The organism is Corallococcus sp. CA049B, assembly GCF_003611685.1.
GTDB classification, from domain to species: domain Bacteria; phylum Myxococcota; class Myxococcia; order Myxococcales; family Myxococcaceae; genus Corallococcus; species Corallococcus coralloides.
On sequence record NZ_RAWC01000060.1, the window covers coordinates 20877 to 41456 of the forward strand.

The window sequence follows — 20580 nt, forward strand, 5'->3', positions numbered from 1 at the left end:
CCGTGAGCACCACCGCCCTGACCTGGCTGGGACGCTCGGCGATGCGGGCGGTGGGCGGCGTGGGAGCGCTGGCCCTGGTCGCGGGCCGCACGGCCTGGGGCCTGCGCAGGCTGGAGCGGCGCGAGCTGGCGCGAGGCCTGGTGCAGTTCGGCTACGGCTCCCTGCCCCTGGCATTGGCGACGGCCGCGCTGGCGGGCGTCATCGTGGTGGTGCAGGCGGCGCTCTACATCCAGCGCTTCGGGGCCAGGGCCTTCCTGGGGTGGGCCGCGGGCTACGGCGTGCTGTGGGAGTTCGGCCCGCTGCTCTTGGGGCTGATCATGTCCGCGCGCATCGGCGCGAGGAACGCGGCGGAGCTGGCCACGCTGAAGGTGGGCGGACAGATTGAAGGCCTGCGAGGCATTGGCCTGGATCCGTTCGCGCTGCTGGTGGCGCCCCGGGTGGTGGCGATGGAGCTGAGCATGCTCGGGCTGAGCACGTTCACGTTCCTGGTGTCCATCCTCTGCGAGGCGGTGGCGGCGAAGCTCACGTTGGACCTGCCGGTGCGGGTGTTCTTCGGGACGTTCGCGCAGATGCTGAGCCCGTCCGACCTCCTGGGGGGCGTGGTGAAGACGGGAGCGTTCGGGCTGGCCATCTCGCTGGTGTCCACGGCGGTGGGGCTCCGGGCGAAGGGCGGCGCCCGCGCCGTGGGAGAGGCCGCGGCGAGCGCGGTGGTGCTGGGCTGCGCGGCCATCTTCCTCTTGGACTTCCTGCTGACGACGCTGCTGTCCAGGTGGCTCGCATGAAGCGCGTGCTGCTCTTCTTCGGGGCGCCGGGGGTGATGCTGGCGCGCACGGTGCGGGCGGGCGCGCGCGAGGGTATCCCGTGGCGTGAGACCCTGGCGCAGGTGCACGAACTGGGCGGGCGCAGCGTGTTGCTGGTGACGTCCGGCATGGCCTTCTTCGGCGCGGTGCTGGTGATGATCGCCAACGCGCAGGCGAAGAAGCTGATCGGCAACGTGGCGGTGCTGGGCCCGGCCTACTTCGAGATGCTGGTGCGCGAGCTGGGCCCCGCGGTGTCGGCGCTGCTGACGGCGTCGCGTGCGGGCGCGAGCCACTCCGCGGAGCTGGCCACGATGAGCGTGAACGAGCAGGTGGAGGCGCTGGAGATGTCCGCGGGGGACCCGTACGCGGACCTCGTGGCTCCCCGGGTGGTGGCGGGCCTGGTCGGGGTGCCGCTCCTGGGCGTGCTGGGGACCCTCGCGGCGACGGCGTCCGCTGTGCTGGTGGCGAGCGTGGCGTTGAACATCGACGGCCGGGCGTTCATGGACGCGAGGTACGTGGATGGCTGGGACGTGCTGGTGGGCGGGCTGAAGGTCGTGGCCTGCGGGCTGTACATCCCGCTCGCGGCGGCGGTGGCGGGGTTGAACGCCCGGGGCGGCGCGGAGGCGGTGGGCGAGGCCACGACGGAAGGCGTCGTGGCGGCCAGCCTGGGATGTCTGTTGATTGACCTGACGGTGTCGCTTGCGTTCCAGTTCGTGCGCCTGTGAATGACACCGGTCCGGACACGCTGCTCTTCGAGGACGTGGCGATCGCCTTCGAGCAGGGCCGCCGCGTCCTGGACGGCCTGAGCGCGCAGGTCTCCACGCGGGAGCTGACGTTCATCGCGGGAGCGAGCGGCTCCGGCAAGAGCGTGCTGTGCCGGCTGGCGGTGGGCCTGCTGAAGCCCGAAGCCGGCAAGGTGACGCTGTTCGGGGAGCGGGTGGACTCGCAGCCGGAGCGGACGCTGGTGACGCTCCGCCGCCGGGCGCCGTATCTGGTGCAGGGCCCCGCGCTGCTGGACTGGAGGACGCTGCGGCAGAACGTGCGCCTCGCGGATCCGAGCGCCCCGGAGGAAGCCGTGGAGACGGCGCTGGAGCAGGTGGGCCTGAAGGAGTGGGCGGACCGGCTGCCGCCGGAGCTGGGGCCCGGGGCGAAGAAGCGGGCGGCCATCGCGAGGGCGCTGGTGCTCAAGCCGCGCTACCTGCTGTTGGACGAGCCGACGACGGGGTTGGACCGGAGGGCGGCGATGCAGGTGGAGGCGGTGTTGGCGTCGTTGAAGGAGCAGGGCCTGGGGGCGCTGGTGGTGTCGCACGACTACCGGCAGTTGAGAGGCATCGCGGACCGGGTGCTGGTGGTGGCGAAGGGGCGCAACGCGTACCTGGGGAGCCCGGAGGGCTTCCTGGAGTCCCCTGCCCCGGAGCTGCGGACGCTGACAGCGCCGTTCATGGAGGGCGCGACGGATGGATGAGCAACGCCTGGAGTTGAAGGTCGGAGCGCTGGTGCTCGCGACGCTGGTGGGAGTGCTGGTGTTGCTCTGGTTGATGGGGGAGCTGACGCTGGGCCGGGGCGCCACGCTGGAGGTGGACTTCGCGCACACAGGCAACGTGGTGCAGGGAGCCCCGGTGAAGCTGGGAGGCGTCCAGGTGGGCAAGGTGGACACCATCCATCTCCTGGCGGACCGGAGGGACGCGAAGGGCCTCCCCCTCCCCGTCCGCATGGACCTGTCCGTGGAGCCCGCGGCGAGGGGCGCCCTGCGCAAGGACGCCCGGGTGACGGTGGGGACGGTGGGCCTCTTGGGTGAGCCCTATCTGGAGTTGAACCCAGGCAACGCGGACGCGCCGCTGCCTGAGACAGCCGCTCTCCGAGGCGTGGATGCGCCGCGTCTGGACCTGCTGTCGGAGCAGCTCTCCAAGTTCGTGACGTTGTTGTCGGACATGTTGGAGAAGGACCCGGAGGCCGTGACGGGCCTGGCCGCCAATGTGTCGCGATTGGCGAGGACGTTGGACGAGGTCCTGACGGAGAACAAGGGCGACGTGAAGGTCCTGGCCACGGAGCTGTCGGCGGCGTCAAAGGACCTGCGTCAGCTGGCCCAATTGGCCAAGGAGTCCATGCAGCCCGGAGGCAAGGGCGCGAGGCTGCTGGATGACGCCTCCGCGGTGGCGGCCCTGATGCGAAAGGACCTCCCCGGCCTGACGAAGTCCGCCGGGACGACCCTGGACGGCCTGGCGGCGGTGACAGGCCCGCTGACGCCCGAGGACGGCCAGCAGGTGAAGCTGGCCCTCCAGCGCTTCACGGCGGCGGCGGGCCAGTTGGAGCAGATCGCCACCAAGGCGGACCGGATCCTCGGACAGCTCGACTCCGGTCAGGGAACCGGCGGCGCGCTGCTCAAGGACCCGGCCCTCTACGACGAGCTGAAGACCCTGGTCACGGACCTGCGCAAGCACCCGTGGAAGGTCCTCTGGAAGGATTGATCGAGCCTTCTCTCAACCGCCCCTGGTAGGGCATTGAGACTCGTTCATCACCCGGGCTTCCACCACGAAGCCCGGGTCCGTCACAAACGCCAGTTGCGTGTCGCTGTCATCCACAAAAGGACGCTTCGGATCCTGAAGCGTGCTGATTTGATTGAAGGATGCAGCCAGCCATGAACGCATCTTGAAGGCTTCGGACTCGTCGTTCATGACGAGATCCACGGGTCTCCCGCCCTCTCGAACCTTGACGTAATCTCCGCTACGCGTCTTGAGCCAGTACAAGACGACCGGTTCCATCTCGAACGAGTACTCAACCCGGTCCCCTTTTGCCGGCGCGGAGTGCCATTCGAACGCCACCCAATCATCATGCTCACTGATGGTGGCAGCGCCTTCGTGATCGACATGGCGAATGACGGCTGTCGCTTTTCCAGAAAGCTTGAACTGATTGCACGGCGCATAGCTTGCCTTCCCAGAGGTCAAGCCAATGCGCTCGTCGCTCCTCTTGGGTACCTCCGCCGTGAACACCTGGGTTGACATGGGATTGACCGCATCCAACTGCACATCAATGGTCGTGCTCCCTGTCAGATCGATTCCAGAGACGCCTTCACGGAGGATTCCAAGGGATCGACCCTTCGGGCCGAGCGACACAGCAAGTGACGTGTAACGCCGTCGCAGTGCGACCTCTTCGCCGAACGTCTCACCTGCTCCAGCCGTCACCGAGGCCCCACCCGGTGTCTTCGTCCCAGTGGAGGTTCCTGCCGTTCCAGACACACTCCAGTTCGCAGTCCTCGTGAGCCTTCCCAGGTCCACCGTCTCGTAGCCGGTGTCGACCTTGTCATATCCGGTGATCGAGAACGCATCGGTCTGGAGACTGATTCGAACCTCCGACCAGATGACCCGGTCCGCTGGATCGTAGGTTCCAAAGGAAAATGGCCGATGGATGAGGTTCGTCACCAATCGCGCCTTGGGCCGATCGAAGCGGCTGGTTCCTTGAGCTTCCGGCGTCTTGACGCTCATGCCGACGAGCTCCTTGACGTTGTCGAGCCGTTCCTTCTTCCCCTCGGGGCCCGCCACGGAGATCGCGGCGGCTTGCCCTCGGCCGTCGAGATCAAAAAACGACTTCTGCGTCGGTTCGTCTGGAGGAACAGGCAACACGAAGATCGACAAGGAGAAGCGCTGGATATCTTTCGGAATGCCATTCGACGTCGCAGTCGAGTGGCGCCGGGTGAGCTTACTCGTGCATCCGGCGGTCGCGGCGGCAGCCATGGCCATGACGAGAACCTTCTTCATGGCCCGCTCCGAACCAGGCGACATATCCGCACGGCCAACTCACGTTTCTTCGTCATGTCATTGAAGATCCCACCGGCCTTGGCCTCGACATCCACGCAACGCCAGTGGCTCTTTCGAAATGAGGAGATTCGCCCGTCCCACACATCGGCGGACCGCGCGTCCTCCAGGCTGGAAAACTCACCGCTGGCGGCCCATGCATTGTCCTTCTGATACCGGTCGACAAGTATGACGAATTTCTCTTGCATGCTTCCCCCCACGACAGCAACGCATCATCAGCAAGCTTTGATGATCCTACACCGGGACGACAGTCTGCCGCGCAAGCGTCCGAGGGGGGCTTCTGAAGGACTGAACAGTCCCTACCCTGGATCCAGCGCCCAGGTTCCTTCCGCCCAGCGCTTCAACGCCTCGGAGGCTGCGAAAGCAACGAGGTCCTGTCCTTGCGCAGCCTCGTTGAGGACGGCCGTGGCTTCATCCGTTCGATGGCGGAGGAGGAAGGCCGCCGCTTTGACCCGAACGTCCAAGCGCGGATGGATGAACAGGGCCGCGAGCGCATCCCGGCCCGCGTCCCCGCGTGCACACAGCTTGTCGAACGTCTCGTTCACCTTCTTGGCGTGCCTGTTCGCGGTCTTCGCATCCCCAAACCGGACTGCATCGTTCTGGGCCGCGGCATGCAGGGCGAACGCTTCCACGAGCTTTTCCATCGTCACATCCAGACTCCGCAGATTCGCTCATGGAAAGGCGTGACGGCTTGCAGACCAAGCAAGCCCATACACGTCAAAGCTCGGTCGGCACCGGCACTTCGTCCGCGGGCGCTGGCACGGGAGCCGGCGTGGGAGCAGGCGCCGACGCAGGAGCAGGCGTCTCATCCTGGGCCACGGGCGAGTTCAGGACCCACGAATAACCGTAGCCGGCCTTGAGCAACCGGTACGTGGCGCGCTTCCCGCAGCCCACGACGCCCGCGGTGACCCGGTCCAGCTTGGAGGTCTGGAGCTCCGTCTTCCCGCAGCCCATGTCGAACTCGGCGCGGAGCCTCACGTCCGGAATCCAGGCGCACTGCCCCATGATGCAGCGCAGCTCGTAGACGCCCTCCGTGTTGCAGCCGATCATCTGGTACTGATTCTCACCCAGGTACTGCGGCGTCAGCTCCGCGTCGCACTTGAGATCCCGGGCGGCGATCTTCTCCAGGTTCGCGTAGCGCTTGGAGTTGATGGACGGCCCCATCTGGGAGAAGTCCACCTTGGAGTTGCTCCGGCGGCCCCCGCAGCCCGCCACCAGGAACGCCACGCCCACGCCCACAACCGACAGTCGAAGGAGGTTCATGGGCGCCCATCTACTCCAGGGCCTCACGCGCTTTCCAGCCCCTCCCCCCCTCAAAGACAAGGAGCCGCCCCACCGCACAGGCAGGACGGCTCCCAGGTCAACGCGCGCGCGTCACTGCATCGACAGGGCCCAGGTGTAGTTGCCGTTCGAGCCCAGCCCGACCAGCGTCGTCTTGCACGTGGCGGTCGTGCTGCCCTTGGACGTGGCGCTTCCCGCGGGCGTCCAGTACCCGGACGTCCCCAGGATCGGGTTGGGCGGGGTCCAGATGCTGCTCATGTTGAAGCGACAGATCTTGCTGCCGCTCGTGTATTCGAAGACGACGGCGGAGTTGGTGCCGCAGTCCGTCTGGTGCACCCCCGAGATCGAGTTGGCCGCCACCGAACTCAGGGCCGGGATGACCGCGGCACAGCCGTTGAAGTAGGAGTTGGTGATCGCGCTGGTCGTGATCTTGTTCTGCACCGTGAACGTCAGCGTCGCCGCGTGCGCGGAACCCATGCCCAGCGCCGACACCGCGAACGCAGCCACCACCGTCAAGCTTTTCATGGACAGCCCCCAAGGAAGGGGAATCGCTTCCCCAGAATCAGTTAAGCGATTCCCGGGAGCCTTGTCCAGACAGCCAGTCTTTGAAATTTATGAAACGGATTGAGAGGAAAATTCTCGCCAGACTCGTTGTGCCTCCTGAGTCAGGCCGGAATCTCCTCCTGGCAATCGTGGTCGCGTCCGACTCACGAACCTCCATTCAATGAACGCCATCCGCCATGCTGCGTCAGGGCTGGGGCGCCTCCTCGCTCCCGGGCAGCAAGTCCGACAGCAGCATCTGTTCCTCACTGGGCGACAGGTCGAAGTGGCGGGCTGCCTCCGTGATGATCTGGAACAAGGGCGTGTCCGGTTCCTCGGTCCTCCGCACCGCGATCCTGCGGGCTGCGCTGCGCAGGGCCTCTCCCCTGGGACGAAGACTTTCGCGCATGACGACACCTCATTGGAGAGATCCGGCTGCGCTTGCGCCAATGCAAGGGCGATGACGGACAGTGGGAGCAGGCGCTTCCCGTCAGCCTCCGTCCACGGGAAGCGGGCGGCTCGCAGGGCGGCGCGTGCCTTCCCCCGGCCGCGTGAGCGCTTCAGCGTTGGGGTTGGACCTCACCCCAAGGAACGAGGCGACGGACATGGCAGCGCGAGACATTCCCGACTCCGGACAGCAGATAGGAAGCCCCACCCAGCGCAGGATGGCCGTCCCGCTCGATGAGCGACGCCGCATGCGCCACGAATCCCGGACCTCCCAGACGTACAAGGCCTTCCTCAAGTACCTGCGTGACGTGGGGCAGTTCGAGAGCGAGCAGGCTGCCCAGCAAGCCGCCTTCTCCGTGCTGTGCGTGCTGGAGCAGCGCCTCTTCGGCGAGGAGGACAACGACCTGGAGGCCCAGCTGCCCCACAAGCTGCGCGAGCTCCTGGTGCGGTGCGACCGCCACGAATCCGGACCGCCGCCCCACAAGTTCGGCCGGGAGGAGATGCTGGCGATGGTCGCCACGGACCTGGCCGTGGACGCGGACGACGCGGAGTCCATCGTCCGCGCCGTCTTCAGCGCCGTCCAGGCGCAGATCTCCCAGGGTGAGAGCGACGACATCGCGGGCGAGCTGCCGACGGACATCCGCGAGCTGTGGGCGCGCCCCACCTGAGGCCGGGGCGCTCGCCTGCATGGACGCATCCCATTGACGCCAGGTCATGAATGGCTGTGGGCTGGCGGCAATATGGACTCCATCTCGGAGATCGAAGTCCTCATCAAGACCGTCGACCTGGGCGGCTTCACGCGGGCCGCGGAAAACCTGGGCGTGACCCCTTCGGGCGTGAGCCGGATCATCTCGCGGCTGGAAGGCCGGCTGGGTGTCCGGCTCCTGAACAGGACCACCCGCAGCCTCAGCCTCACGGACGAAGGGGCCGTGTACCACGAGCACTGCACGCGCATGCTCGCGGAACTCGAAGCAGTCAACGCCACCCTGGCGCGGACGAGCGTCACGCCTCGGGGCCGCCTGCGCGTCGATGTCCCCATCCCGCTCGCGGACTACGGCGTCGGCCCTGTGTTGCCCCGGTTCCTGGAGCGCTACCCGGAGGTGTCCGTCGATCTCACGGTCCGCGACCGGATCATCGACCCCACCGCCGAGGGCGTCGACGTGGTCCTCCGCCTCGCGCCGACGCGTGACTCCGACCTGGTCTCACGGCGGCTCGGCCGCGCGCGCTCCATCCTGGTCGCTTCCCCCGCTTATCTCGCCGCCCACGGCAGGCCGCGGACCCTCGCCTCGCTGCGGGAGCACACCTGCATCGCATACCTGTCGAACACGGGCCCCCTCCCGTGGCGGCTGAAGGGGACCGGGGGCGAGGTCACCTTCGCCGCTCGGGGCAGGCTCATGGTCGGCTCTGGCAACGTGCTCACCCACGCAGCCCTGGGTGGGCTCGACATCATCCAGGCCTTCGAGTACCACGTCGCCGAACACCTCTCCCGGGGCGAGCTCGAGGTCATCCTCGAAGACCTCGAAGACCTCGAAGACCTCGAACCCGAGCCGCGCACCGTCTTCGAACGGCACAAGTCCACCGTGCCCAAGGTCCGCGTGTTCCTGGACTTCGTGGCGGAGCTCTTCGCGTCCAGGGCCCCGCTGGCCACGGGACGCAAGCGCCGCTGAATCAGCGCACCAGGCGGAAGCCGATGTCCGGCCCCAGCTTCTGCACGTAGCCGAGCAGGATGTTGAGGTAGCCCAGCGACTCCAGCCACCGGGAGTTGCGCAGCGGCCCCGCGTCGACCGGGTCGAAGCCCAGGTCGCGCCCCAGACCCAGGACGCATTCCTTGCCGCCAGCATCATCCGAAGCGACGAGCAGGCTGAGCTTCTCGCCCTTCACCTGGCCCTGGTCCATGTGCTGCGCGAAGACCGTGTTGAAGGCCTTCACCACGCGCGCCTGGGGCGCCTTCTTCTGCAGTTCCTCCGCGCCGCTCGTGGTGAAGCCGAGCGCCAGCTGCATGTCGGCGGTCAGCGCGTTCGTCACGTCCACCACGGCCTTGCCGTTCACCGCGTCGCCCAGCGTGCGGAGCGTGTCGTCCAGCGCGCCGAAGGGCACCGCCAGGAACACCACCTCCGCCCACGCCGCCGTCTGACGCACGGCCGCCGGATCCTTGCCCACCGCCTTCACCTCGTGCCCAGCCTGAGCCAGGCCCCGCTGCATCGCGCCGCCCACGTTCCCCTTGCCGATGATCCCGATCTTCGTCGCCATGGTCTTGCCGTCCTCGTGAAGGCCGGAGCGGTGCGCCCCGGAACGGAAGGCAATTTGCGGAACGCGCCGCTCGCGAAAAACGCCTGGGTCGTCACGGCACCTGTGACGCGGCGTCATGAAACGCGGGGCGGGCCATCGGTCTCGGCGATGAGGACTGGGGAGTTCCCCCCGGACTTCCTCGACCCGCGGCCCACACTGCCCAAGCCCCACCCATTGCGCAGCAACGTCCAGGGCTACTTGCTAGTGGCTACGAGAGGCCCGAAGGATGAGTGACATCATCCGCGACGGCCGCTCCTACCGGCTCTCGCTCGCGAGCACCACTCCGTGCGTGAGTCCTTCCTCCGTGGGCTCGTCCGGAGCTCCAGCCTCCTCCCAGGCATTGAAGCCTCTCACGGCGTGCAAGTGGGATCGGTCTTCGGCATGCTTGCCGCATGGCCAGGAAGCTCGTCGCGGTCCACTGCATGCATGAGCACGAGCTGAACACCGCGCGTCAGGCGCTCCAACGCGCGGAGGTCGGCAGGGCATTCGTGCTGGGAGAGATCGACTCCCAGGGCATCGAGGCCCTGCGACAGGGCGGGCTCATCGTCGAGGAGCTGGAGGACGTGCTGGAAAAGCCACCGGTCTCGGGGCTGACGTTCCTCTCCTCCCCCAGCTCCGAAGGGCAGAAGACACAGGACGCGCCTTCGGCGCCCACGCCCTCTTCGTTGTACCCCATCCCGAAGGGCGTGACGCCTCCGCAGCAGATGCGCCAGGACTATGTCCTTACCCTCGCCGGTCCCCTCCTCCCGCGCTGGCATGATGAGCTGAAGAAGCTGGGGCTGGAGGTGTCACGGAGGGTCGCGCCCTTCGCGTTTCTTCTCAGCGGGCCAGCAGGACTGACCGCACGACTCCAGGGACTGCCCTTCGTGCGCAAGGTGGTGGCGCAGCCTGTCGTCTCCTGGCCGCCCGGTCAGTCCGGGCCCCTCGGGTATGTGTCCATTCCCTTCCTTGGCGAAGAGAAGCACATCCCCAAGGGCAATATGGCCGCTCTTCAGACGAAGACCTTCGATGTCCTGTTGAAGTCCAGGCAGGCACAGGCGGCCTTCGAGGAGTTGCTGCGCAAGGAGGGCGCCAAGGTCATCGCCAGCACGATTTGCAAGCTCCGCGTCAGCATGACCACCTCACTCCGGTCGCGACTGGCCGCGCATCCCTATGTGGAGGAGATCGAAGAGTACCTGCCGCCTGTCCTCTACAACGAACTCACGCGGGTGCTGCTGGGCATCGATCCCGCCCCGCCGCCAGTGGCTCCGTTCGACGCGGTGCTGCCCTGGACGGGCAAGGGACAGATCGTGGCGGTCGCCGACAGCGGTATCGACACCACGCACCCGGACCTGAAGGACCGCATCCACAAGGCCTTCTCCCTGGGCCGCAAGGATGACCCGAGCGATCCCGATGGCCACGGGACACACGTGGCCGGATCCATCGTGGGTACGGGAGCCGCCTCCAACGGCCTCATCCGGGGCGTCGCTCCCGAAGCCCAGCTCGTCTTCCAGTCGCTGCTGGACGACCAGGGCAAGCTGGGCGGTCTGCCCCTGCGGCTGGGAGACCTCTTCGAGCAGTCGTATCAAGAGGGCGCGCGCATCCACAACGACAGCTGGGGAGCCGATGCCAAGGCACGCTACACGCTGAGTTCGAAGGAGGTGGATGAGTACATCTCCCTGCGCCGGGACATGCTCGTGGTGCTCGCGGCAGGCAACGCAGGTACGGCCGCAAACAACGTCCACAGCCCCGCTGGGTTCTCCGACTTGCAGTCCGTGGGCGCGCCCGCCAGCTGCAAGAATGCGCTGGTGGTGGGCGCAAGCCGGAGCTCGCGCAAGACGGGCGGACGCTCGCAGAAAACCTACAAGGAATACTGGAGCGAGCGGTTCATCTCTCCTCCCCTGTCCGAGGCGAGGATCTCCGGTGACCCCGAGAGTCTGGCGGCCTTCAGCAGCCGCGGCTCGTGCATGGACCAGCGCATCAAGCCAGACCTGGTCGCCCCCGGGACGGACATCCTGTCCACCCGCGCCACCACCGCGCCGCTCCACAACTTCTGGGCGCCGGCCAAGGGGACCGAGCTCTACGCCTACCTGGGAGGCACCAGCATGGCGGCGCCATTCGTCTCGGGTTGCGCCGCCCTGGTCCGCGAGTACTACGCCAGCGTCCCGCACGAGCCCAGCGCCGCGCTGGTCAAGGCCACGCTCATCAACGGCACGCGCTGGCTGACCGGCAAGGATGCCGTGTTGGAGCGCGAGGTGCCCCCCAACAACCATCAGGGTTTCGGGCGCGTGTCCATGCGCACCACGCTGCCCAACCCGGCCGAGCCCTGGATGAAGCTGGCCTTCATCGACAGCTGGCAGAAGCCGGAGCTTCAGCTGCCAGCCACCAACGAGATGTTCCTCTTCTCGGTCCAGGTCAAGGAAGGCCACCCGCTGCGGGTGTGCCTCGCCCACACCGACCCACCGGCCAATGGGATGCAGCACACCCTCCGCCTGACGGTGCAGTCTCCCGACGGCCGGAAGTGGCTGGGCAATGGCAAGCGCTCTTCCCAGGGCGTGCCCATCTGGGATGACCTCAACAACGCCTCCATCGTGCGGTTCGAAGCCCCCGAGGCCGGCCGCTACTTCGTCCAGGTCGAGGCGTGGAACGTCCTGAAGCTCCAGGACTATGCACTTGTCGTCACGGGCGAGCTGGAGTCCGGGCTCGAGCCCGTGAAAGCATCCAACCCCTGAAGGAGGCAGCGATGTTCAAGCTTCACACCGTGCAGGCCGAGGAGGGTGATTCCCTCCTGGTCGAATATGGCAAGGAGTCGCAGCCGCGCTTCATCCTGATAGACGGCGGACCCCAAGGCGTCTACCAGGCGCACCTGCGCGGGGTGCTCAGCCAGCTCTCCCACCGCGAACTGGAGCTGGTCATCCTCAGCCACGTGGATGACGACCACGTGATGGGGCTGGTGGAGCTGTTCGCGGAGCTCGTCCATCAGCAGGTGAACGACAACGAACCGCTCGTGAAGCCCCAGGCGCTTTGGCACAACGCGTTCAGCCAGACGCTGTCCCCACAGCTCCAGCAGCGGTTGGCCCAGGCGGTGGACAGTTCGCCCAACAAGGCCGCCCTCCAGGCCACTCCCGGCGCGCTGACGAGTATCAGCAATGGCAGCAAGCTGCGGGGGCTCGCTACGGACCTGAGCCTGCCGGTGAACCCGGGGTTCGGAGACCTGCCCATCTGCGTGGACACGCAGGGCAAGCCCTTCATGTCGGCGAACCTGGCCCTGACCGTGGTGGGCCCCACGCAGGCGAACCTCGTCGCACTGCGGGAGATGTGGCAGCAGTGGCTCGACAAGAACGAGAGGAAGATCGCCAAGGGGGAAATCGAGCCGACGGCGATGTCTGACCGGAGCACCCCCAACCTCAGCAGCCTCGTCCTGGTGGCGCAGGCAGACAAACGCACGCTCTTGCTCACCGGCGATGGACGGGGGGACTTCATCCTGGAGGGCCTGGTGGCCGCCGGGTACCTCCCGGACAAGAAGAGCCGGATCCACTTCGATTGCATCAAGGTGCCGCACCACGGCAGCGACCGGAACGTCACGGCAGAGTTCTTCCAGCAGGTGACGGCGGACCACTACGTCATCTCCGCCAACGGCAAGCACGACAATCCGGACCTGAGCACGTTGAAGTGGATTCTTGAGGCCGCGCGACAGCAGCAGCGGCGCTTCACGCTGCATGTCACCAACAACGCGCCTGGCGTGCAGGAGTTCGTAAAGCTCTACCCGCCCGCGAAGAGCGGATACACGCTGAACCTGTTGGCCCCCGGCAAGCACGTCCTCACCCTCGCGCTGGCGTGAGGCGGAGGTCTCGCGGGACTATCGCGCGTCCGATCTCGAGCTGAGTGCCTGGTTCGGGATCGGCAGCCGCGCCGCAGGATCCCCCAAGAGGATGATGTCCCGTAGGGAATGGCGCTCCAGTTGAATGAGCGCCCGGTGTTGCTCATCCGGCGGCTTCCACTGGACCGAATCCATCGCCTGCTCCTGCTCGAACAGCGTGAATGCTTCGCTCGTTAGCGCGGGAATGTCCCGATAGAAGCGAGCCATGGCCGTACCCACCCTGCCTCCCCGGCAAACAACCCTGAGGAGTTCCAGGAAGCGGGAGAGCTTGCGCCTCCCCCCCGCGGGCTCGAAGAAGACGCCGACCATGCCCATACTCACCCACCCAATCACGGCGAGTGGACCATCGGGCGTGGAGAGCAGTGCTTGTGGAAGCGCGGCGACAAAGGGCACCTTTGCGTGAGTAGCAACTTGCATCCTGTTGAGTTGACTCCCTTCGAGGATTGGACCGTAACGATCACTTCCTGGGGTCCCCGCGCTATGAGCTGCCAACATCAACCACACCCCGCCCGGAAGAAATACTCGCCCCACGACATCCGCAGCCGAAAACGCCCCCCCGCCATGGCCAGGAATGCTTAATGCCCCTTGGACTTCACGCTGCTCCTCTGGCGAATCCCAACCCTGGCTGGGATCTGTCAATGCATGTGACGTGGAGACCACGACGCTCGGTATCCGCATGCCTCCCCAGGACAGCAGTTCTTCTTTCAGCTCCGGTGCTGCCATCGTCTCAAGCTGGACCTTCGGGAACAGCCCTCTCTCCATTTCCTTGCGCACTTCCTCCTGACAGGGCTCCACCAGCGCGGAGAACGCGAGTTCCGTGGATCGCGTGCCAGCCATGACCGACAACAAGAGAAGCCTTGGGTCAGGGCTTGAAGGCAGAGCCAGTTCCCATCGAACCACCTTCGCGGCATAGGCCGAGTAGTGCTCGTCCTGGCGGAACGCGAGGCGCCCGATCATCAACTCGCCAGCCAGTTCTTGCTGCACATCCAACGAGACCTCGTCCAGATCCCCCAGAATCAACAGGTAATTTGGCCTGTCGCGAGGTGAGATCTTGGGGCTCTGGTAGAAATCTTGCCTCCATCGAATGGCATCGGCGGCATCAAGCCCCGGCGGCACGCGGAATACCTGTACGGGCCGGCGCTGGATCCGCTCGCGATGGATCACCAGGTCTCGGATGAGTTCCAGCAGCCGATCTCCTCGTGCGCCTTCCGGGGCGACGACACCCCAGCCCTGCTCCTCCAGGTCATCGAGCGGTGACAGGCGGTTCCTGGCGAACTCCTCACTCGCCTCGATGAAGCGAATGATCCGGTCGCTCAGCCCCATCCGCCGCCGGAGTTCCGCCGCATGGCGCAGCCGGTTGCCGCTGAGCAGGTACGACGTTCCACCATCCGCGTCACCCCGGCTTCGCTCCCAGCCCTCGGTCACGACCTCCAGTTCATGCCGCTGCTCGATGAGCTTCTCGTCCTGAGCCACCCACTCGCGCAGCAGGGGCCACTTCCGGAGGAGTGCCTCGTGCGCCACCTCCAGCCATGCGCCCCTATGGGAAGCCGTGTCCATCCCCTTGACCACCAGGCGGCTCGTCACGAGCGCCTCCACGACCCGATCGAATGCCCCCTGCGCTTCGGGCTCCGCGGGACGCTCGTCGTCCATCCACACCCGCCTGCGCGTATCGAGCACGCCCTGCTGCCGGATGCCCACCATGGCGACGAAAAGCCTCCGGACCTGCGCCCTCTCCTGCTCCGAAAAGCCTGCCAGCAGGCGATCCGCCGTCCCGGCAACAGCGCCCTCGACTCCCCCGATGGTCTGGTACGCCTCGTGCGTCAGCAGCCGGCCCTTTCGCTGCTCCCAGAGCCGATCCAGCGCGTACTCGAGCAGCGGCAGCGCCCCTGACTCCCCTGCGACGTCCCTTCGCAGGGCCTCGACGAGTCCTTCCTCGAACTCGATCCCTACCAGCCGCGCCGGCCCCGTAATGACCTCGGCCATCCGCGCGTCGTCCATGGTGGACAGGAACATCCGGTGCGCTTCGTCATAGACCATGTGATCGAGCCGCCGGCCTCCGTCCCCCACGGTTACCTCCCCGCAACGCCCCAGGAAGTCGACCCGGAGCGTGCAGAGCACGACGACCTCGGGGCGCTGCGCGAGGGACCCGAGCTTCTGGACGATCGCGTCCCGCTCCGCAGGGGACGATGTCCGCGTGAAGATTTCCTCGAACTGATCCACGACCACGAGCAGAGGCCCCTCCTCCGGGGCTGCCTCGAGCGATGTGTCCGCCTGTGACAATTCCGAGGGCCGGAGCACCTTCCAACGCCAGCCCCTGCGGACGAGCTCCGGCACGACGCCCGCGAGCACCAGCGAGGACTTGCCCGTGCCGGAGGCCGCGGCCAGCACCTGAAGCCGTGGAAGTTGCCCCGCCCGGGCCTCCAGCACTCTCTTCAGGAGTGCGTCACGCTCCGTCGCGCGTCCGAAAAAGAGGCGCGCGTGCTCTGGCTGAAACGCCCGCAGTCCCTGGTAGGGACGGATGATGAAGGGACGCGTGTTCCAGCCATCCTCGGGGCGGCCATAGAGCTGGATCGCGACGTGGTCGAGCGTGGGCAGCGCGGCGTCGCTCAATGCCTCTCGAGCGGCCACGAACGCATCCTCGAGCGAAGTGAGCCCCTCCAGCATCCGGCCATAGAGCGTCCGCGCCAGGGTGACGGAGCCCGGAACCGAGAGCGGAAAGTGGGAGGCCACCACCGCCTCGAAGGAGACCCGGTGCAGCTCATGCGCCACGCTGCCGAGGTGGCTCCCTGGCGCCCCCATATTGCTGCTCTGACACACGCACAGCACGACGAGCCGGAGCTCGGCGGCGTACTTGTACAAGCGGTCCCTCAGCCGATTGGCGGAGACAATGTCCTCGGGAACCAGGGGAGAACTGCCGTCCCAGCAGAGGCCAAACGCCTTGGACTCGCCAGGAATCTCCTTCCCATGACAGAGGACATGAAGGATCGCATAGGGCCGGCCTTCCGCTCTCGCCTTCTCCAGCTTGTCGACAAGCCCCTTGAGGGAGACAGCGGGCAGCACGTCCTGGGCAGGGTCAAAAGGCAGGTGTCCTGCCCTGGCGGCACTCTGGATCGCATCCAGATGAATCTGCCAGCCGACTTCGCCCCCAGCCTCGGACCAGGCAAGGAGGATCCGGCCTCCCTCGGGACGCGGAGCCGGAACCGGAGCGGCGGTCGAAGTCCCCGGCCACGTGTAGCGGAGGGTGATCTCCGGGTAGGCATACAGCGGGAGCCCCTGCCCTGACAGCCTCAAGAGCTCCCACGGGAGGGCATAGAGCTCCGCGGCATTGGACCGGATGGTGAGCCGCACCGTCCGTGCCTCCGCGAGGGCCGCTTCGATCCGCGCCTCCTCCCCACCCAGCAGCGAGCGCAGCTTGTTGCCCAGGCGGCTCTCCGCGTTGGGAGCGGGCACGTGGCCCTGGAGACTCTCGAGATCCTTCATCGTCTCCGAGTCCCACGAGAAGCTCACGCGGCTCACGGCTCCCTTGTCCTTGCGGATCAGGTAGTCCTGCGGCTCGAAACGGAACGCGTGTGCGTCGTGGCCCTTCTCGGTCCGGTCGAAGTCCAGGAGCAGCTCGATGGGCTCTTGAGTGGTGAAACCCTTCATCTGGCATTCCTCGCGAGCATCCCTGGAGTATAGGGACCCCAAACGCGGGGCGGGCCTCCTGGTGACACGAGTCACCAGCGCTGATGATCCGCATCACCAGTTTCGAGCCGCCCGGACACCGCTCGAAACACGCGCTTCAGAGGGAAGACGGCCTCGCCAGAGGGCTGGCACGCGCCGTGCTCTAGGGATTGGTCATCACGGACCGGACGCAGCACTCCGGACCTTCTTCCAAATCCCCGACTCGCCCCTCCTTCGCCTCCCTCAAGGTCTCCCATGCGCGTCGCCAACCGCCCCACGTCCACGCCCGCCTCGAACGCCTCCGCCGCTGCCGGCCCGTCCGCGGCCACGGAGAAGAAGCCCGGCTTCCTCGACAAGAACCAGCCGGACACGAAGTTCAGCCAGCAGTGGGGCCAGGACATCTTCATGGACCCGCGCAAGGGCGACAAGGCCCAGGCCAGCGCGGACAGGAAGGACGGGCGCCAGGTCACGCAGGGCAACAGCGGCCCCGGCCAGGTGGCGGGCAACGAGAGCGGCAAGTACGTGTCCTGGCAGAAGGACGCGGCGGAGTTCAAGACCGGCACGGGCTTCACCAAGGACGGCATCGGCGCGCAGTTCGAGGCGAGCGCCGCCGAGGTCCAGGGGGATGCGTCCTACCGCGTGATGCCGTGGGAGATCGGCGGCCGCGCGGGCGCCGAGGCCAACATCGCCAGCCTTCGCGGTGACGCAGGCTTCGGCAAGGACCTGAAGGACATCGGGCTCGGCAAGGTGGAGGGCAAGGTCTACGGCGGCGTGCACGGCGAGGCGCTGGTGGGCGCCAACGCGGACGCGAAGGCCAAGATCGACCTGAACCCCAAGAACGGCGACATGGGCGCCGAGGTCGGCGCGGGCGCGCTGGTGGGCGCCGAGGCGAGTGCCACGGCTCGCGGCGAGTTCGGCCCCGTGCAGGGCTCCGTGACGGGCAGCGCCATCGCCGGCGTGGGCGCCGCGGTGGACGCGAAGGTGGCCTTCGAGGACGGCAAGCTCACCATCGGCGGCAAGGCCAAGGCGGCGCTCGGCGTGGGCGTGGGGGTCGGCACCTCGTACACCATCGACTTCAACAAGCTGAAGGGCACGGTCGACAACCTCACCAACGGCAAGGCCGGCGAGGCCGTCAAGAACGTCACGGACAAGGTGGGCGACACGGCCAAGAACGTCACCGACAAGGTCGCGGACACCGCCAAGAACGTGACGGACAAGGTCGCGGACAAGGCCAAGGACGTCACGGACAAGGTCGGCGACACGGCGAAGGACCTCGGCAAGGGCATCAAGGACCTGTTCAAGTTCTGATGCGTCTTCAGGATGCGGAGACCACCGTGCCCTGCGCCAGAGCACACAGCGTCTCCGCGCCATCCTTCACGGCGAAGATTTCGCACTGACACACGGCCTGCCGCTTGCCGGCGGCCTTCGCATGGGCCCGCGCGATGAGCAGCGAGCCCACGGCGGGCTTCAGGTAGTTGATCTTGTACTCGGACGTCAGCGCGTTGCCGCCCAGCGCCAGGCCCCCGGCGAACGTGATGGCATTGTCCGCCAGGTAGCTGAGCACGCCCCCGTGGACGAAGCCGTGCTGCTGCTTCAAATGGTCCATGATGTCCAACCGCAGCTCCGCGGTCCCAGGCCCGGAGCTGGCGAGCTGCGCGCCGATGAACTGGCTGAAGGGCTGCGACGCGAACACCTGACGCGCGAACTCCTGAAGGTCGTCCATGCGGCCACCAGAACATCGATGGGCGCAGCCCTCAACCCATGAGGGCTACCCCTCCGCCGGAGCCGGTGCATTGACCGGTTCGGGCGGCTCCACCGGGGGCTTGACGATGAGCTGCTCCAGCGTGGGCCGCTTCGGCTTCTCGAACGGGGCCAGCTTCACCGGCTTCCCCGTGCGCGCGGACTCCTGCAGCGCGACGATGATGCGCACGTCCGCCAGGCCTTCGATGCCGTTGGGCTCCGGATCGCGGTCCTCCAGGACGCACTTCGAGAAGTAGACCAGCTCCGGCGCGAACTGGTCGCTGTTCTTGAATGTCCGCGTCTCCGTCTCGCCTCCCACCGTGAGCTCGTGCTGGATGTCCGTGCCGTAGCCGAAGCCGTGCTTCACCAGCAGGTCCCCCTCCGTGCCCACCAGCCGGTAGCTCGACACCGCGGAGGCTTCGTGGCTGATGGCGAACTGCGCCACCCTCCCGTTCGGGAACCGCATCAGCGCGAACGCGGACGCATCCACGCCGTGGAAGCGCCCGTCCCTGCCGCCTCCCGTGAACGCGAACACCTCGCGCGGCTCGTCGCGGAAGAGGTAGCGCGCGGCGTTGATGGGGTATGGGCCCTCGTCCAGCAGCGCCCCGCCTCCCACGTCCACTCGCGTGCGGATATCCCCCTCCCGCACCTGCTGGGTCAGCGTCCCTGAGAACACCAGCGGGTCTCCCAGCCGCCCCGAGCGCACCAGCTCGATGGCGCGCAGGTTCGCCTCTTCAAAATGGAGCCGGTACGCGACCATCAGCTTTACGTCGTTCTCGTTCGTGGCGCGGATCATCGCCTCGCAGTCGTCCACCGACGTCGCCATCGGCTTCTCGCAGAGGACGTGCACTCCGACGCGGGCCGCTCGCTCCGTGAAGCTCCGGTGCATCGTGTTGGGCAACACGATGTAGACCGCGTCCGCCTTCGAATCGCGCAACACCTGCTCGAAGCTCTCGTAGCCCCCCACGTGCTCCACGCCGTACTTCTCCTGGAGCGCGACCCGCTTCGCCTTGTCGGAGGAGAGGATGGCCACCAGCTCGGAGTTCTCCTCCGCGTGCTGGAACGCCGGCAGGATGGCCACCTGCGTGAGGTTGCCCGCCCCCACCACCGCGTACCGCACCCGCCTGGATGTCCCCTGCGCCATGATGCACCTCTCCCGTGGTGAGGCTCTACGCTGGTGACGCGCCGGGCCAGCCCGCAAGCCGCGCCCGTCCCTCCGGTGCAGGGGCCGCATGATGGGCAGGCAGCCGGACGGACAGGCTTTCGCGCGGCGTCCATCCGGCCTATGCCGTTCCCCATGCCCTTCATGAAGATGCTCGCCCGCCTTGGCATTGGCAGCGCGCGCGTGGACACCCGCCTGGAGCACGACACCGTGCGCGCGGGCGGCGACCTGCGCGGACTCGTCCATGTCCAGGGCGGCCACACGCCCCAGCGCATCGACCGCATCGACCTGCACCTGATGGCGCAGTACCTCCAGCGCGACAATGACCGCCGCAGCGCGCTCAACGCCGTCGTACGCACCTGGCGCGTCTCCAACCCCTTCACCCTCCAGCCCCGCGAGGAGCGCGAGCTCCCCTTCTCCCTGCGCATCCCCGCCCACGCGCCCATCACCGAACGCGGCACGCCCGTGTGGATCAAGACGGCGCTCGACATCGACAACGCCCTCACCCCCGAGGACAGCGACCGCATCCACGTCCTGCCCCACCCGTCCCTCCAGACCGTCATCGAAGCCGTGCGCCAGCTGGGCTTCCAGTGGCGCAACTCCTACTGCGAGGCCGGCTCGCCCCTCGGTCGCGACGAGCCCTTCGTGCAGGAGCTGGAGTTCCACGCCGGCCCGGAGTGGGACGGCCCGCCCCGCTCGCTCGCCCTCCTGCCCTTCCCCCAGGAGGACGCGCTGGAGCTGGTCCTCGACCTGGACCGGGGCCCCCGGGGCCTCACGTCCCTCCTGGAGGGCACGTCGCTGGAGGGTGGCCGGCGGCAGCGGCTCGTGCTGTCCTCCAGGGACCTGTCCTCGGGGACAGGGGCCGTCGCCGCGCTGCTGACGCCGCACCTGCGCACCGGGACGTAAAAGCCCGGAAGTCCCGGTCCTTCGTACAGGCCTGGACGGACCTGACGTCCCAAGTCCTCCGCCCGGGCGCGGAAGTGGTAC

At 67.2% G+C, this 20580-nt stretch carries 19 protein-coding genes; 10 read left to right on the top strand and 9 right to left on the bottom strand.

Annotated features, from left to right (window positions below):
* Nucleotides 1-2 precede the first annotated feature (2 nt).
* Genes D7W82_RS16010 through D7W82_RS16025 form a run of 4 tightly spaced genes read left to right on the top strand, consistent with a single transcriptional unit; the run spans nucleotide 3 to nucleotide 3268 of the window.
* On the top strand, nucleotides 3-782 hold the full coding sequence (locus D7W82_RS16010; protein WP_233587630.1) for an ABC transporter permease: 780 nt from the start codon (nucleotides 3-5) through the stop codon (nucleotides 780-782).
* Entirely contained in the window at nucleotides 779-1525 is a 747-nt protein-coding gene (locus tag D7W82_RS16015; RefSeq protein ID WP_120619185.1) for an ABC transporter permease, read from the top strand. The genes D7W82_RS16010 and D7W82_RS16015 overlap by 4 nt, the downstream gene beginning before the upstream one ends.
* Entirely contained in the window at nucleotides 1522-2265 is a 744-nt protein-coding gene (locus D7W82_RS16020) for an ATP-binding cassette domain-containing protein (protein ID WP_120619186.1), read from the top strand. Before D7W82_RS16015 ends, D7W82_RS16020 begins: the two co-directional genes overlap by 4 nt.
* Nucleotides 2258-3268, top strand: a complete 1011-nt coding sequence (locus D7W82_RS16025; protein ID WP_120619187.1) for an MlaD family protein — start codon at nucleotides 2258-2260, stop codon at nucleotides 3266-3268. Before D7W82_RS16020 ends, D7W82_RS16025 begins: the two co-directional genes overlap by 8 nt.
* 12 nt (nucleotides 3269-3280) lie before the next feature.
* On the opposite strand, the gene D7W82_RS16030 is transcribed toward D7W82_RS16025, so the two are convergent.
* The 5 genes from D7W82_RS16030 to D7W82_RS16045 all read right to left on the bottom strand — a co-directional run bounded on the left by D7W82_RS16030 (nucleotide 3281) and on the right by D7W82_RS16045 (nucleotide 6418).
* Nucleotides 3281-4555: a hypothetical protein gene (locus D7W82_RS16030; protein ID WP_147439350.1), complete on the bottom strand. Its 1275-nt coding sequence runs from the start codon at nucleotides 4553-4555 to the stop codon at nucleotides 3281-3283.
* Nucleotides 4552-4800 (bottom strand): hypothetical protein, encoded by a 249-nt coding sequence (locus D7W82_RS40075; RefSeq protein WP_147439351.1) that lies wholly within the window; start codon nucleotides 4798-4800, stop codon nucleotides 4552-4554. The genes D7W82_RS16030 and D7W82_RS40075 overlap by 4 nt, the downstream gene beginning before the upstream one ends.
* Before the next feature lie 111 nt (nucleotides 4801-4911).
* Nucleotides 4912-5256, bottom strand: coding sequence for a DUF2019 domain-containing protein (locus tag D7W82_RS16035; RefSeq protein ID WP_120619189.1), 345 nt, complete (start codon nucleotides 5254-5256; stop codon nucleotides 4912-4914).
* A gap of 73 nt (nucleotides 5257-5329) precedes the next feature.
* Complete coding sequence (locus D7W82_RS16040) at nucleotides 5330-5875, bottom strand: hypothetical protein (RefSeq protein WP_147439352.1); 546 nt, start codon at nucleotides 5873-5875, stop codon at nucleotides 5330-5332.
* A 111-nt stretch (nucleotides 5876-5986) separates the two neighbouring features.
* Nucleotides 5987-6418: a hypothetical protein gene (locus D7W82_RS16045; RefSeq protein ID WP_120619191.1), complete on the bottom strand. Its 432-nt coding sequence runs from the start codon at nucleotides 6416-6418 to the stop codon at nucleotides 5987-5989.
* Nucleotides 6419-7128: 710 nt separating this feature from the next.
* Here D7W82_RS16045 and D7W82_RS16055 point away from each other — a divergent pair.
* Together D7W82_RS16055 and D7W82_RS16060 are read left to right on the top strand one after the other, a co-directional pair.
* The gene (locus tag D7W82_RS16055) at nucleotides 7129-7548 is read left to right on the top strand and encodes a DUF2267 domain-containing protein (protein WP_233587632.1); all 420 of its coding nucleotides are present in this window, start codon (nucleotides 7129-7131) and stop codon (nucleotides 7546-7548) included.
* A gap of 72 nt (nucleotides 7549-7620) precedes the next feature.
* The gene (locus tag D7W82_RS16060) at nucleotides 7621-8547 is read left to right on the top strand and encodes a LysR family transcriptional regulator (RefSeq protein ID WP_120619194.1); all 927 of its coding nucleotides are present in this window, start codon (nucleotides 7621-7623) and stop codon (nucleotides 8545-8547) included.
* A 1-nt stretch (nucleotide 8548) separates the two neighbouring features.
* Here D7W82_RS16060 and D7W82_RS16065 read toward each other — a convergent pair whose 3' ends face one another.
* The gene (locus D7W82_RS16065) at nucleotides 8549-9130 is read right to left on the bottom strand and encodes an NADPH-dependent F420 reductase (protein WP_120619195.1); all 582 of its coding nucleotides are present in this window, start codon (nucleotides 9128-9130) and stop codon (nucleotides 8549-8551) included.
* A 431-nt stretch (nucleotides 9131-9561) separates the two neighbouring features.
* Here D7W82_RS16065 and D7W82_RS16070 point away from each other — a divergent pair, with 431 nt between their 5' ends.
* Nucleotides 9562-11880 (top strand): S8 family serine peptidase, encoded by a 2319-nt coding sequence (locus D7W82_RS16070; RefSeq protein WP_120619196.1) that lies wholly within the window; start codon nucleotides 9562-9564, stop codon nucleotides 11878-11880.
* 11 nt (nucleotides 11881-11891) lie between these two features.
* A complete protein-coding gene (locus D7W82_RS16075) occupies nucleotides 11892-12989 on the top strand; it encodes a hypothetical protein (RefSeq protein WP_120619197.1) in 1098 nt (365 codons plus the stop codon).
* 18 nt (nucleotides 12990-13007) lie between these two features.
* On the opposite strand, the gene D7W82_RS16080 is transcribed toward D7W82_RS16075, so the two are convergent.
* On the bottom strand, nucleotides 13008-16673 hold the full coding sequence (locus D7W82_RS16080) for a CHAT domain-containing protein (RefSeq protein ID WP_120619198.1): 3666 nt from the start codon (nucleotides 16671-16673) through the stop codon (nucleotides 13008-13010).
* A 273-nt stretch (nucleotides 16674-16946) separates the two neighbouring features.
* Here D7W82_RS16080 and D7W82_RS16085 point away from each other — a divergent pair, with 273 nt between their 5' ends.
* Nucleotides 16947-17999, top strand: a complete 1053-nt coding sequence (locus D7W82_RS16085; RefSeq protein ID WP_120619199.1) for a hypothetical protein — start codon at nucleotides 16947-16949, stop codon at nucleotides 17997-17999.
* Nucleotides 18000-18006: 7 nt separating this feature from the next.
* On the opposite strand, the gene D7W82_RS16090 is transcribed toward D7W82_RS16085, so the two are convergent.
* Together D7W82_RS16090 and D7W82_RS16095 are read right to left on the bottom strand one after the other, a co-directional pair.
* Nucleotides 18007-18414: a PaaI family thioesterase gene (locus D7W82_RS16090; RefSeq protein ID WP_120619200.1), complete on the bottom strand. Its 408-nt coding sequence runs from the start codon at nucleotides 18412-18414 to the stop codon at nucleotides 18007-18009.
* 45 nt (nucleotides 18415-18459) lie between these two features.
* Nucleotides 18460-19575, bottom strand: a complete 1116-nt coding sequence (locus D7W82_RS16095) for a Gfo/Idh/MocA family protein (RefSeq protein WP_120619201.1) — start codon at nucleotides 19573-19575, stop codon at nucleotides 18460-18462.
* Between the two features lie 153 nt (nucleotides 19576-19728).
* On the opposite strand from D7W82_RS16095, the gene D7W82_RS16100 reads away from it, so the two are divergent.
* On the top strand, nucleotides 19729-20499 hold the full coding sequence (locus tag D7W82_RS16100) for a sporulation protein (protein WP_158617675.1): 771 nt from the start codon (nucleotides 19729-19731) through the stop codon (nucleotides 20497-20499).
* Nucleotides 20500-20580 lie beyond the last annotated feature (81 nt).

Excerpts from the sequence above, each read along its gene's own strand:
- D7W82_RS16015 (WP_120619185.1), top strand. The coding sequence starts at position 779 with ATGAAGCGCGTGCTGCTCTTCTTCGGGGCGCCGGGGGTGATGCTGGCG.
- D7W82_RS16025 (WP_120619187.1), top strand. The coding sequence starts at position 2,258 with ATGGATGAGCAACGCCTGGAGTTGAAGGTCGGAGCGCTGGTGCTCGCG.
- D7W82_RS16030 (WP_147439350.1), bottom strand. The coding sequence starts at position 4,555 with ATGAAGAAGGTTCTCGTCATGGCCATGGCTGCCGCCGCGACCGCCGGA.
- D7W82_RS40075 (WP_147439351.1), bottom strand. The coding sequence starts at position 4,800 with ATGCAAGAGAAATTCGTCATACTTGTCGACCGGTATCAGAAGGACAAT.
- D7W82_RS16035 (WP_120619189.1), bottom strand. The coding sequence starts at position 5,256 with ATGGAAAAGCTCGTGGAAGCGTTCGCCCTGCATGCCGCGGCCCAGAAC.
- D7W82_RS16040 (WP_147439352.1), bottom strand. The coding sequence starts at position 5,875 with ATGAACCTCCTTCGACTGTCGGTTGTGGGCGTGGGCGTGGCGTTCCTG.
- D7W82_RS16045 (WP_120619191.1), bottom strand. The coding sequence starts at position 6,418 with ATGAAAAGCTTGACGGTGGTGGCTGCGTTCGCGGTGTCGGCGCTGGGC.
- D7W82_RS16055 (WP_233587632.1), top strand. The coding sequence starts at position 7,129 with ATGCGCCACGAATCCCGGACCTCCCAGACGTACAAGGCCTTCCTCAAG.
- D7W82_RS16060 (WP_120619194.1), top strand. The coding sequence starts at position 7,621 with ATGGACTCCATCTCGGAGATCGAAGTCCTCATCAAGACCGTCGACCTG.
- D7W82_RS16065 (WP_120619195.1), bottom strand. The coding sequence starts at position 9,130 with ATGGCGACGAAGATCGGGATCATCGGCAAGGGGAACGTGGGCGGCGCG.
- D7W82_RS16070 (WP_120619196.1), top strand. The coding sequence starts at position 9,562 with ATGGCCAGGAAGCTCGTCGCGGTCCACTGCATGCATGAGCACGAGCTG.
- D7W82_RS16075 (WP_120619197.1), top strand. The coding sequence starts at position 11,892 with ATGTTCAAGCTTCACACCGTGCAGGCCGAGGAGGGTGATTCCCTCCTG.
- D7W82_RS16080 (WP_120619198.1), bottom strand. The coding sequence starts at position 16,673 with ATGAAGGGTTTCACCACTCAAGAGCCCATCGAGCTGCTCCTGGACTTC.
- D7W82_RS16085 (WP_120619199.1), top strand. The coding sequence starts at position 16,947 with ATGCGCGTCGCCAACCGCCCCACGTCCACGCCCGCCTCGAACGCCTCC.
- D7W82_RS16090 (WP_120619200.1), bottom strand. The coding sequence starts at position 18,414 with ATGGACGACCTTCAGGAGTTCGCGCGTCAGGTGTTCGCGTCGCAGCCC.
- D7W82_RS16095 (WP_120619201.1), bottom strand. The coding sequence starts at position 19,575 with ATGGCGCAGGGGACATCCAGGCGGGTGCGGTACGCGGTGGTGGGGGCG.
- D7W82_RS16100 (WP_158617675.1), top strand. The coding sequence starts at position 19,729 with ATGCCCTTCATGAAGATGCTCGCCCGCCTTGGCATTGGCAGCGCGCGC.